At 45.3% G+C, this 12,671-nt stretch carries 10 protein-coding genes and 2 pseudogenes; 7 read left to right on the top strand and 5 right to left on the bottom strand.

Annotated elements, in window-relative coordinates:
* The first annotated feature begins 13 nt into the window (after positions 1 to 13).
* The gene (locus BK127_RS06945; RefSeq protein WP_076229619.1) at positions 14 to 259 is read left to right on the top strand and encodes a transposase; all 246 of its coding nucleotides are present in this window, start codon (positions 14 to 16) and stop codon (positions 257 to 259) included.
* 1,238 nt (positions 260 to 1,497) lie between these two features.
* On the top strand, positions 1,498 to 3,276 hold the full coding sequence (gene aspS, locus BK127_RS06950) for an aspartate--tRNA ligase (RefSeq protein WP_179097425.1): 1,779 nt from the start codon (positions 1,498 to 1,500) through the stop codon (positions 3,274 to 3,276).
* A 120-nt stretch (positions 3,277 to 3,396) separates the two neighbouring features.
* Here the strand turns inward: aspS and BK127_RS06955 are convergent, their stop codons facing one another.
* Both BK127_RS06955 and BK127_RS45525 read right to left on the bottom strand, forming a co-directional pair.
* Positions 3,397 to 3,720 carry a metal-sensing transcriptional repressor gene (locus BK127_RS06955; RefSeq protein ID WP_256711210.1) on the bottom strand — a complete coding sequence of 108 codons (324 nt, stop codon included), beginning with the start codon at positions 3,718 to 3,720 and terminating at the stop codon, positions 3,397 to 3,399.
* A gap of 1,054 nt (positions 3,721 to 4,774) precedes the next feature.
* Positions 4,775 to 4,958 (bottom strand): annotated as a pseudogene (locus BK127_RS45525) (DUF3231 family protein); the annotation flags it as partial.
* 177 nt (positions 4,959 to 5,135) lie between these two features.
* On the opposite strand from BK127_RS45525, the gene BK127_RS06960 reads away from it, so the two are divergent.
* Entirely contained in the window at positions 5,136 to 8,234 is a 3,099-nt protein-coding gene (locus BK127_RS06960) for an efflux RND transporter permease subunit (protein WP_076229310.1), read from the top strand.
* Positions 8,235 to 8,841: 607 nt separating this feature from the next.
* Here BK127_RS06960 and BK127_RS06965 read toward each other — a convergent pair.
* Positions 8,842 to 9,378, bottom strand: a complete 537-nt coding sequence (locus tag BK127_RS06965; RefSeq protein ID WP_076229311.1) for a stalk domain-containing protein — start codon at positions 9,376 to 9,378, stop codon at positions 8,842 to 8,844.
* Between BK127_RS06965 and BK127_RS43595 the strand changes: the two genes are divergently transcribed.
* On the top strand, positions 9,303 to 9,572 hold the full coding sequence (locus BK127_RS43595; RefSeq protein WP_179097406.1) for a hypothetical protein: 270 nt from the start codon (positions 9,303 to 9,305) through the stop codon (positions 9,570 to 9,572). The two genes, BK127_RS06965 and BK127_RS43595, sit on opposite strands and share 76 nt — an antisense overlap.
* A gap of 44 nt (positions 9,573 to 9,616) precedes the next feature.
* Positions 9,617 to 10,195 (top strand): hypothetical protein, encoded by a 579-nt coding sequence (locus BK127_RS06970; protein WP_144026394.1) that lies wholly within the window; start codon positions 9,617 to 9,619, stop codon positions 10,193 to 10,195.
* Positions 10,196 to 10,325: 130 nt separating this feature from the next.
* Here the strand turns inward: BK127_RS06970 and BK127_RS42390 are convergent, their stop codons facing one another.
* On the bottom strand, positions 10,326 to 10,667 hold the full coding sequence (locus BK127_RS42390; RefSeq protein ID WP_144026395.1) for a hypothetical protein: 342 nt from the start codon (positions 10,665 to 10,667) through the stop codon (positions 10,326 to 10,328).
* Here BK127_RS42390 and BK127_RS06975 point away from each other — a divergent pair.
* On the top strand, positions 10,650 to 11,060 hold the full coding sequence (locus BK127_RS06975; RefSeq protein ID WP_179097408.1) for a winged helix-turn-helix domain-containing protein: 411 nt from the start codon (positions 10,650 to 10,652) through the stop codon (positions 11,058 to 11,060). The two genes, BK127_RS42390 and BK127_RS06975, sit on opposite strands and share 18 nt — an antisense overlap.
* A 2-nt stretch (positions 11,061 to 11,062) precedes the next feature.
* Here BK127_RS06975 and BK127_RS06980 read toward each other — a convergent pair whose 3' ends face one another.
* Positions 11,063 to 11,506 (bottom strand): winged helix-turn-helix domain-containing protein, encoded by a 444-nt coding sequence (locus tag BK127_RS06980; protein WP_305954288.1) that lies wholly within the window; start codon positions 11,504 to 11,506, stop codon positions 11,063 to 11,065.
* A 225-nt stretch (positions 11,507 to 11,731) separates the two neighbouring features.
* Between BK127_RS06980 and sigK the strand changes: the two are divergent.
* A pseudogene (gene sigK, locus BK127_RS06985) lies at positions 11,732 to 12,253 on the top strand (RNA polymerase sporulation sigma factor SigK); the annotation flags it as partial.
* Positions 12,254 to 12,671 lie beyond the last annotated feature (418 nt).

Here is a 12,671-nt window from a genome sequence, read left to right on the forward strand (position 1 = left end):
AAGACAAAGTAATATATATAAGCAAAGAGGGCAAATTGTTGAGCACCCTTTCGGGACGATAAAACGTCACTGGGGCTATACATACTTTTTAACACGTGGGTTGGAGTCAGTAGGTACTGAGACCAGTCTGATTTGTCTTGCCTATAATTTCAAGAGAGTGATCAAAATAATAGGCGTGAAGGAGCTCATACGTCTCTTAAGAGACCGAGCTCCTTTGAAATCAAATATGCATGACGTTTATTTGAGCAAAATAGCATGAATTCGCGGTTTAAAGAGTGCTCAGCATTCAGTTGTTAGACAGTCTGACGTACGGTGGTGTGGAAGGTCGGCTACTCAATTAATGGGTAGCCTCCTATCCGATTAAATTTATCAATACATTGTTTGGTTAGACAGCATAACAAAACCAAAATCGCGGATATCTTTGATCAGTTGCAATTGTTGCACCAAAACCCTGTGAGCGACCTACACGACAAGCAGTGCGAGGTGAGCGATCGCTGGACGCAAGCGCTGCTTTTTGCAAGGATCGCCCGGTCCTTGTGGGAATGGGTTTAAACAGAGACGTGCGAATTTACATGCCGGAGGTTGATTGTATTTCTGTGAATCGTCTTGACTTTTCCAAATATGGATATTACAATTATGCATAATGAAATTGAACAATGATCTGTTGAAGGGAAAAAGTACTTCGAATTCTGCATACCCAGAGAGAGAAGCCACATTGTACGGATAGGTTGCACACTAGTGCACGTCAGTTGTCAATGTTAGCTGCAAGCTTCTTTATGCGAACCGGACGAACAGACCTCCCGGAGGACATACAGGGAACCACAGATAATGGTCTGTGCAGTAGCTGCTTTGCGTATCGCGGGCGTTAACCGCTTGAAGTGTGTATCTTAAGATCATATGATCTCCTTGGATGTCCCAAGTCAAGCATAAGATACAAAACGTGGGTGGTACCACGGGAGAATGTAAAAGAAAAATCTCTCGTCCCTGACTTAGCCGTCAGGGGCGAGAGATTTTTTTATTGCAAAGTAAATGAAGTACTGCAATCTCTGTGATCTCGCGGGATTTTACATTTGCAGGTAAAGGAAAGGAGAGTTCGAACAGACGAGCATTCGAAATCAAAAAGGCACGCATAATTTACTGCATTGCCAGTCTGGATATGACCGTAATCCACCTATACGTAATTCTGGACTGTAAGGTGGATCTGAAGTGTTGCGAGAAGGTACCGACTATTTTAGAATATTGGGATGAAGAGTAGGGTGTAAATTTGGCAAGTGTCAAGGAGCACCTCACAGCGATGAATTATCAATCTTAGATTGGTTTGAGGACTCCTTTAAGGCTTCATGCGTAGCCACTTGGGCGTGAATGAGTTGGTACAGGGGAATACTACCGTTAAAGCTATGGCCAAAGGGAAATAGCAGACGGTTCCAATTGATTAGGTTGCAGAAGCATTGAGTAGGAGTTGTTAATAATATAGAGCCGGAGGTTGATGAAATCATGATGTTGAAAACACACCATTGCGGAGCGATAAGGAAAGCGAACGTAGGAGAAACAGTTATTTTGAACGGTTGGGTACAAAGAAGACGTGACTTGGGTGGCGTATTGTTTATTGATTTGCGCGACCGGAGTGGCCTGGTTCAAATCGTTTTCAATCCTGATTTTTCAGGCGAGGCTTTGACAACAGCAGATCGCGCACGTAACGAGTATGTGCTAGCAGTTAGCGGTAAAGTAGTTGAACGTGGAGTGGCTACAGTAAACGCGAACCTGGCAACAGGTGATATCGAAATTCAGGTTACCGAGATTGAAATCTTAAATGTAGCTAAAAATCCTCCATTCTTCATCGAGGATGGTATCGAGATCGACGAGTCTTTGCGTTTGAAATACCGTTACTTGGATCTGCGCCGCCCGGAAATGCAGCGTACGCTGGCTCTTCGATCCAAAGCAGCCAAAGTGTTCCGTGATTTCCTTGATTGCAACGGCTTCCTTGAAGTGGAAACTCCTATCTTGACCAAAGATACGCCAGAAGGCGCCCGCGAATATTTTGTTCCGAGCCGTTTGCATCCAGGGGATTTCTACGTACTTCCGCAATCACCGCAAATTTTCAAGCAGCTCTTGATGGTAAGCGGCTTGGAGCGCTACTATCAAATTGCTCGCTGCTTCCGTGATGAGGATCTTCGTGCTGACCGTCAGCCTGAGTTTACACAGGTGGACATCGAAACCTCCTTCCTTTCGCAGGATCAACTGCTGGATTTAATGGAGGAGCTTACAGTAAATCTATTCAAGGTAACAACGGGTACTGAAATTCCACGTCCGTTCCAACGGATCAGCTATGCAGATGCGATGGGTAGATACGGTTCAGATAAACCGGATTTGCGGTTTGGCTTGGAGCTTCAAGATGTATCCGACATCGTAGTAAGCTCGGGAGTTTCAGTATTTGCAAGTGTTGTAGAAAAAGGCGGTCAAGTAAAAGCATTGAACGCTAAAGGCTGCGGCGCTTGGAGCCGTAAGGAAATCGATGACCTAGGACTATTTGCATCCCGTTATGGTGCGAAAGGTTTGGCATGGGTTGTTCTGAAGGATGGTGAAATAAAAGGGCCAATCGTTAAGTTCTTCACAGAGCAGGAATTGGAAGCATTGAAAGAACGTCTAGGTGCTGAAGAAGGAGATTTGCTGTTGTTCTCCGCCGACACCAAAAAGGTGGTAGCAGATGTACTCGGCAACCTGCGTTTGAAAATTGGACGCGAGCTTGGTCTTATTGACGAGAACGAGTTCAAGTTTGCGTGGGTTGTAGACTTCCCGCTGCTTAGCTATGACGAAGAAGCTAAACGCTTTGTGGCTGAGCATCATCCGTTCACTCGTCCTAAGGAAGAGGATTTGCACTTCTTTGATACAGATCCTGGACAAATTCGTGCTCAAGCGTATGACCTTGTATTGAATGGTTATGAAGTGGGCGGAGGCTCCATGCGGATTTATAAACGCGAAGTGCAAGAGCAACTATTCAGCGCACTTGGCTTCTCTAAGGAACAAGCACAAGAGAAATTTGGCTTCTTGCTGGAAGCTTTTGAATACGGAACACCTCCTCATGGAGGAATTGCATTTGGCTTCGATCGTATAATTATGCTAATTACTAAGCGTACCAACCTGCGCGAAACGATCGCCTTCCCGAAAACAGTTAGTACTACAGATCTTATGACAAATGCTCCTGGTACAGTTGACGAAAAGCAGTTAGAGCAATTATCCATTCAAGTGTCATTGAAGCAGCCTGCATCCAAGGCTTAAGGATGCCAACTCATTTGACAACCAACGACAACAACTGTCGGGTGACAAGTACAATGTGGCAATTGCAGTATAGATTGATGTAATAACCCTATGTCAGAAAACGAAATTAGATAAACGAAACTACTCAATAAAAACAGTCTTCAATGCTGTATTCAAATCGGCTAACACTTGCTCCTGATTTCCTTTTTGAATAGCATAGACTACACAACCCTCAAGATGATCCTTAAGTAAAAGCTTGGCAGCACCGTCTAACGCTTTCTGAACTGCAGCGATTTGCAGAAGAATTTCAGAACAATCGCGCCCGGCGGCTGTCATTTCCTTGGTAGCTCTCAAATGGCCCTCAATCCGGGCTAAAAGGTTCACGATCTGTTTCCGGTGTTTATGCTCATGGTCATGTCCATGTGTATGATTTTCAGTCATGTGAATGTCCTTTCTTTTCTCCATGAGGATGCGGTACGCATGTCCTTCATATTTTATGTATATGCTCATGTACGTGTGCAGTCGCTAAGTCTTGCTGGAGCGATACAGGAATGATTGATCCGTTGCGGCGCAGTGGGCCGGCAAACTCGTCAGGGTGGTGCTCGGTGAATTGTATGTAAGAACCTGACTTGGCGATCCGCACAACGAAAGTTACAGCACCATTCCACAGTAACCGTGACTGGTCGCAGAAGTGTACAACCGCACTGATTGCAATAAAGATGTAACGACTTCACTGCGAAAGCGTTTAGTAGGTAGTCTATGGCTTAGCATAAAAACAATCCAAGAGGGAATCGATGTTAAAGCATATCCAAAATTATGAATCGTAGCCGCTCGCTGTAATCATCATGGGCATTAATGAGATCATGAATACCCTTGTTTTATACAATGCTTGAGTCCACGCCAATGTCCATGTCCCTCGTGGGAGTGTCCAGCACCAATTTTTAAAGCCTCCTTTGATTTCGCAACTTTATATAAGATAATTGTTGATTATATCCCCCAGGGGGTTATTGCAAATATGAAAATATGGTGATTACGGAACGTGCGCTGCCAGAACAGCACTAACTGGCCAGCGGGACTTGCCGATGCTTTTCTTGTCGCCTTGGAAACATTGCCCTCCTCGTGGGGGATAAACCCGAAGCTTGGCTGATTACTGCAGCACGTGGGCGGCTGATAGACGGTAGCCGCCATTCACGCGTAAAAGCAAAGGCCAAAATAAGTCCGAATATTTTTCTCATAATACACCACATGGAATTTATATTTGCATGCAAACAATCCCCTTGAGTCCATATCTGCATTATTAGAAAAAATTCCTTCAGAAAAAATGCCCTCGATCCCGATGGATGGGGGCTTAACTTATTCAAAAACTCTAACACATTTTATCTTCGGACAGAATTGTTTCATACCAACCCACAAAATGCCCCAGACACATCCGCGGCATTTTGTGGGTTGTCGAAGTTTCATTTCAATAGTCAAATATCTTCTCCCTTTTGCTAATTCAATAGTACAAACGGTACAACAATTAAGTTTGGACGAGATCAGGTCTTTTGACTTGGAGTGGTGGGGGAATAAGCCAACCTTTCTCCTTTCTCATTTATAAAAATTTTTAAACCAAGAGCAGCTTCTGTCGTATGATATATAGCGAATAGAGCACCGACGTCTTCTCTAATCGACTTGCCCATAACTAAGCTACATGTCCAGAATCCGCATCTATATATGGTACTAATAGGTCAAATCGAACCGTTCGGGGACATTCCGGGCGGTTTTTGTGTGCGGTATCGGAAGGCCCCAAAATTTTTTTACATAAAATAACACGAAAGTGAAGTGAAATTACAAAAAACTCCGTCTTATATATAGCAAACTTAGATACGAGGAGTAGAGAGATGAACTCATTAACGTGGTTTTCCATGAAAAATGTAGCGGCCGTACTGATCATCATACTGCTGTTATTTGGCGGAGGCACCTATGCAGCTACTTTACTAAAAGCGGAATTGTTTCCCGAGGTGTCCATTCCCTACGTCGTCATTCAAACCCAGTATCAGGCTCCTCCTAAAGATATTATGGAGCAGATTACAAAGCCATTGGAGAAGGCGGTCGCTGGGCTCAGTGGGATTAAAAATCTGCAGTCATCTTCTAGCGATAATTTCTCGTCGATTCAGATTACGTTGGAGCATGGCCAGAACACGGATAAAGCGAAGAATGATGTAGAGGGACTGATTTCCAACGTCAATTTGCCCCAATCAGCGGAACGGCCGAAAGTCATGACGTTCGGTATGGCTGCCATTCCGGAGTACACGCTCGCGGTCATCGGCAAAGGCAACATGAATCAGCAGCAGCTGGATAAGCTGTACAAGGACGTGTTTCAGCCTGGATTCACCACGATTAAAGGGTTAGATCATGTGGAGTCTATGGGCAATGAGGAAGCGGTATTGACGCTCGAGATGGACGGCAATGCGATGAACAACTACGGATTGATGCCTGCAGATGTAACGCGGGCCATCCAGTCAGCCCTTCGCACGAGCCCGGTCGGTGCACTGAAGGTGGACGGTATCATGCGAATGGTTCGCGTGACGAGCGATATCAACAGCATTTACAACCTGGAAAACATAAAGGTCAACACAACAGCCGGGGATACGCTGCTGCTCAAGCAAATCGTCAAGATCAAAGCGATCACCGAGTCCAAGTTCATCTCGCGTTTGAACGGACAACCGTCGATCGGGGTCATTTTGTACAAAACGAATGGAACGAACTCGGTTGAGTTTGCGAAAAAGGCGGACGCAATGACGGCCCAATGGGAGAAGCAATACCCGAGCATTGAATTCATATCGATCTCGAAAAACTCCGAAGTCGTTCAGGAATCGATTAATGGAATGGTCAAAGAAGGGGCCCTTGGAGCTCTTCTGGCCTCTATCATGATTCTCGTATTTCTTAAAAACTTCCGTATGACGATCATTGTCCTTGTCTCCATTCCTTTATCTATCCTGATTACGCTTTTGATCATGGCACCTTTAAACATTACGCTCAACATTATGACCCTTGGCGGCATGGCTATCGCGGTCGGCCGTGTTGTGGACGACAGTATCGTCGTTATCGAGAATATATACAGCGAGCTGGTCAAAACGCATGAGCAAGGCGAATCGGTCATTATTAAAGCTACGGAGCAGGTCGCATCCGCGATTACGTCCTCGACGTTGACTACGGTAGGGGTATTCGCTCCGATTGCCTTCGTTGGAGGAGAGCTTGGTGATATGTTCCGTCCGTTCGCGATCACGTTGTCGGCTGCTCTGCTGTCGTCATTGATCGTAGCAGTAACCGTGATTCCGATGCTTGCCAAGCTGCTTGTGCTCCGTTCGAAGAACATTAAGCATCACGACGAGCATAAGGTCGGCAAAGCAGAGGCCGGTTATTTGAAGGCGTTGCAATGGTCGCTTAACAACCGTAAAAAAAGTATGCTTCTTGCATTATTAGCATTTGCCGTATCGATTGCGGGCACCGTACCGTTTCTTGCCAAGGAGTTCATGCCCACCAGCAATTCCGATAAGAAGCTGAGCCTTAGAGTCATGTTGCCGAGAGAAACTTCACTGGAGACGACGGACCAAATCGCCAAAAGTATCGAAGTAATGATGAGGGAGACGAAGAACGGCGTGGGCGAGCCTGCGTTCGAATACGTGCAGTCGCTCATCGGAGGCGGAGGAAGCGAATCGGTCAGCTATCGGTTCTCGTTAAATGCCTCGGCTACCGATGGGACGAATGCGAGAGCGCTCGTCGATGACATGAAAGTAAAGATCGCTGCTATGGTACCGAAAGAAAGTGAAGTTCGTGGCAGCATTGTCAGCTTTGGCGGAGGAGGCGGAGGAAGCGGCATCGACTTCTCTTACATCCTGAGAGGCGATGACGTGGATGAGCTCATTAAGGCGGCCGGAATGGTAAAAGCGAAGATGAAGGGAATTCCGGGCTTTCTTGATGTAGAAGACAGCTTGAGCGTAACAAATAAGGAAGTGGAAATTGCCGTCGACCAGAACAAAGCCCGCATGTACGGCCTCTCTTCCGGACAAATTATCGAATCGATGCACTCCTGGCTGTCCGAGCAAAAAATCGGCGATTTGAAGTTCGATAATGTAACCTACAATACGAAAATTATGATGGAAACCAGCTTCAAAAACTCGGTAAATAAAGTCGGAAACTTCCTGATCACGACCCAGACGGGACAAGTGATCAAGTTGAACGAAATTGCGAAAATCCGGCAGGTCGAAGGACCGGCCTCGATCCCTCGAGATAATCAGGAGCAATACGTTAGTATTACCGCCAAAATCGACTCCAAGGATAAAGGCGGCGTCAGTGCTCAAGCGTCTCAAATACTGAGCGAGATCGAATTGCCTCCCGGCGTACATACGGAATTGAAAGGTGCTGCGGCAGATATCGATAAAGAGTTCACAAACATGTTTTTTGCGATGGCGGCTTCCGTCTTTATCGTATACTTAATTATGGTTCTTGCGTTCGGCAATGCAAGCGCGCCGTTCGCCATCTTGTTCTCACTGCCACTTGCGGCGATTGGAGGGCTGCTTGGTTTGCTCGTCACCGGCGAATCACTGAACCTGACGTCCCTGATCGGATTCCTCATGCTAATCGGCGTCGTCGTAACCAATGCGATCGTGCTAATCGACCGCGTACAACAATTGCGGGAAATGGGCCGCTCCGTGCGCGAGGCGTTGATGGAAGCGGGGCAGTCGCGGCTTCGCCCGATCATTATGACGGCGGGTGCGACGGTTTTCGCTCTCATGCCTTTGGCGCTGGGGCTGTCCAAAGGAACGATCATTTCCAAAGGCTTGGCGGTCGTCGTTATCGGCGGATTGACGACGTCCACGATTCTTACGCTGCTGATTGTGCCGGTCGTTTATGAAATGATCGAAAATACGAAGCTTAGCGCGGGACGTCTGTTCCATCGAAAAAAAGCGAAGGAAGCGCCGCCGACGCCTTCATAAACAGTGAAATAAAGAGAGCCTCCTGCCGTGTTGCGGCTGGAGGCTCTTGTTTTGAACATATAAGCGCACAATGTCAATTAGTTCTATCAGATTTTTTGAGTAACGACGATGGAGGAATTCTTGCCTAGCACGTGACGGCAATCCTGCCAAAAGACTTTATGAAACGCTTGGCTTTCGTGAAGTACAGTTTTCTTATGAATATATTGGTTGTGGTGCAAGAATTAAAAAAGATAGCAATTCCTCAATAAATTGTAGTTAACTGTACGAAGAACTAAAATAGGTTACATTAAAGCCCTTGATATTCAAGGATTTTTTTATTTGCAACCTGTTTTGCTTCAATATTTCGGTGAAGCTAAAGTTATAGCATTAAAAATAACGAAGATCATTATTGCCCACCAGATTGAAAAAATGTTTTCTCATATCATCGTCTGATTTCTGTTTAATTGCAAAAAATGTCCATATCGCTGAGCTCTATAAGACCTGTTTCTCTCAGCGTTCTTGACTAATCGGATTCCTTAACAAAATTTAGTTTTTCAGTTAATTGATTGATCTGTTATTTACTTGTTCTACCGGGGCGGGCGAACGTTCTTAATTTCATTCAGCATGCCTATAGAGTTACATTTTTGTAGCCGGTAATATATCCCCCTGTGTTGAAATTGTAAAATTCTTTTACATCATTTTTCTTTACTTCAATGGAACTGGAACCTTCTGGTTCCGAAATTAAGACCTCTGCCAACATCTTATTTTGATTATCGAGAAACCTCAATCTTGTGCCTCTAACGGTATTTTGTTCTTTCCCGCCAATCACTTGGATCTTTCGACTTATAACAGTTTTCCCATTTGTATAGGTCAGTTTCAAGTCTCCTACACGCACTCTTTCTTCATTGGGGTCCATAAGTGTCAGATCAGAGTGGGTACTGCTATCAACAATTACAGTTTTTTGTGAGGGGTCAAAAACAACTGCACTATTCAAATTTTCTGCAATAAACCGTACTGGAACATAAACATGACCATTATAATTAAGTGTTACATACTCATCAGATAGTTGAATGCGCAGGTGCCCCGATCTTGCGCTCCCTGTGGGAACGGTTTGACTTCTCCTTACTCTTGGCTCAATCGGGTATGATGAAACGCAGTGGTACACCGTCCTGGTTGATTTGTTTTCTCTATGTCGTCGGATTGGTTTCCCATTGTTCTTCCGTTGTCCAAATGGCAGATCTGGCGGAGAAAGATGCGTTGTTGAAGGCTATGTTCAAACCTTGGAAGCTTGCTCAGTACACAATGAGCCGCTTTTTCACTACATCCTTGCTTGGAGAACATTTGGGAAAAAGCGTGTAGAACGTCTACAACAAGATGAGCAAACTCAGCTTCAAGAAGGGGATGTGGTAAATCTAGACGACACCCACTGCGTTCATCCTTACGCGAAGCAACTCCCTTTTCTTAGCTGGCTCTTCGATCATTCTACTAAAACGTATGCATGGGCGATGAATCTGGTGGTGATTCAGGCTGTCTTAAAAAGCGGGCTGGAGTATCCCTTGTTTTACTCGGTTTGGCATAAGCCTGCAGTCAAAGGCAAAGGTCTTTCTAAGCTGGATCTCGCCAAACAAATGCTCTTGATGCTGCGTGAGTCGGTGGATTGCCGATTATGGGTGGCGATGGATCGATGGTATTTATGTAAGAATTTCTTCTCATTCTTGGAATCCCATCAATTTGATTGGGTCACCAAGGCGAAACGGAATACGGCTTTATTTCGAAAAGTAATTGAACCCTGCACGGGAAGAGAACGTTACGTACCCCTTACGACTATCATGCTGATTCGCGAAGTATTTAAACAGCTAACTCATCAGCAAACGTCGGATCTGGTATCCATCGCCATTCCAGATATCTATATGAAGCAGGCCTATATCGTAACCAATCGCAAAGGTTTTATTTGCACCTACCTCAGGAAGGACTTGGTCTGATTATGATGCTTAATGTCATAATTTTTGTCGGCTTGCTGTTGATGACGTTTCTGCACTGCTTTTCTACATGGCAAGAGGAGTAGAAGCAACAGGCGATAACCCATTTGTTATCCCTTCCGGTACCTAGAACTTATATGCTGATGTACAAATATATTGTGATTTTATTGGAGGCACTGCTGATAACGGTGGTTATGACATCGGCCGCCACATTTTGGGCATGCACGGCCACATGTTCGGAAGCACTGCTTGTTTGATCTGCTTTCTTGGAATCCTTGACACCGAACTCTTGGTCAATCTGCCCCGTTTTGTACAACTGCTGCAATTTGCCAAGTGCAGCTTTCATTTCCGGCTGAATAAAGCCATGAAAGAAACCAACGACAAACGCCTGTATGAACGTTATCTGGCCGTGCGTCTGCACCTGGAAGGACACAGCTTTGCTTAAATTAGCGGTCTTTTGGGTCTGGTCCGCCAAACCATCAGCCTCTATTGGCAGGGCTATCAAGAAAAGGGTTTGGAAGGTCTACTCATGAAGCATTCGCCTGGAAAGCCGCCTAGATTGAACGAAGAACAGCTCGGACAACTGGCTGAATTATTGATCAACAAGCAGCCCGCAGATGTAGGCTTTGAAGCACGCTACAATTGGACACTGTCGCTGATTGCTTCTTGGATTGAGCGTGAGTTTAACATTATCTATAGCGTTCGTGGCGTTAGCAAAGTTCTGAAGCGGTCGGGTTTCAGCTTCACCAAGGCAACCTATACCCTTGCTAAGGCAGATTTGAAGGCCCAAACCGCCTTTCGAGACGTGACGTTTCCCGAGTTGAAGCGCAAACTTGGGGAGAGTGCCATTGATAATCACAGATCATAGACTCATCTTCGAAGAGCAAATGAGCGATTTCCTCGTCCATTAATCTTTTTCAAAGTAGGGAAAGTCACTTCTGTGAATACTTGTTGCTTGGCTTCGTCCGCCGCAGCTAGTGTATAGGTGGGTTTGGTGTAGCTGAGCCCAAGCCGATGCGCCTTTTTTGAAATGCCACGCAGCGAGTAGGTATGACCGAATTCCCGTTTGATATATTCGCCAGTGAGATACAGGGTCCAACTATATTTGGTACAAAAACCTACCTCGTGAGGAACGGAAGAGACAATGGTCTGTTTAAGTTGTTCTTGTTGTTCCTTCGTTAGTCGCTCCGGGGCTCCCGTTGAGTAGTTCATTTGCAATCCGGCTATACCAGCTTCGCGATACGCACGCAAATATTTAAAGACCGTTCGTTCCGTTCTACCGATGATCTCTGAAATCTCCAGAGTATTCTTAATTACAGATAAATGGCTTGGTACCGCTCGAACATGCGCCGATCTTTCTCTTTTTTCATCAAGGCTTCAACTTGAATAAATGCTTGTGTCGTTTCCATGGTTTCACCGTCGCATTCAGGTTGTAATTCTTATTTCGACGATGTGGAAATGAATTCCTTTAGTTCAATTTATATAAAAACATTTTATACTTTTAAATTTCCGACATCGGTCGAGACCCATCTTACATCGCTTCGTGTTCATATCGTCAAAAAGTTTGACAACACTGGCGAGGATCTAGAGGATCTGATCTCAATCGGCACGATTGGATTGATCAAGGCGATCGAATCATTTTCCCCAGACAAAGGCACCAAACTGGCCACCTTTGCTGCCCGATGCATCGAGAACGAAATACTTATGCATTTAAGATCACTTAAGAAAACACGCAAGGATGTATCCCTGCATGACCCTATTGGAACAGATAAGGAAGGGAACGAGATTACGTTAATCGATATTCTCGGTTCCGAAGCGGATGATGTGGCTGATCTGGTCCAGCTGAAGATTGAAAAGTCGAAGATCTATAGGAATCTGGATATTTTAGAGGAGCGGGAACGTGAGGTCGTTGTGGGCCGTTTTGGGCTGGAAGCCGGCGGTGAGGAGCGGACGCAGCGAGAGATCGCCAAATCGTTAGGGATATCGCGTTCGTATGTATCGCGGATTGAGAAGCGGGCGTTGATGAAGCTGTACCATGAGTTTTATAAGGTGAAACGGTAGTTGTGAAATATTTAAGCTTGAACGAGTCTGCCTTGACGGCAGGCTCTCATCTATATGTGAATGGACGTATTTGTCATGGACTAGCTACTCTAAGTTGTTGAAAATGTTTCATGATAATAGTGAGAGTGTCGTCTACAACTGGGGAGCGGATGGGAGTACTTTTCGCGGGTAGCGATGATGTCAGGGATTCAATCCTGATAAGGCACATGTAAAAAATGTAAATATTTGTTATTAAATATAATTATTTGTATAGAACACAGCATTGAAATCTATCGCTCCGATTTGTTAATCCGAAGGCCATACCCTTCCGCTCCACGGAGTATCGATCCGGAAATCAGAATAATATAATCATCCACGAAACGCAGTTTAACCTCGTGTCCGGCTTGCTCCGTCCCGTGTTGAACGCTGCGGCAAGCGT

The organism is Paenibacillus sp. FSL H7-0331 (assembly GCF_001956045.1).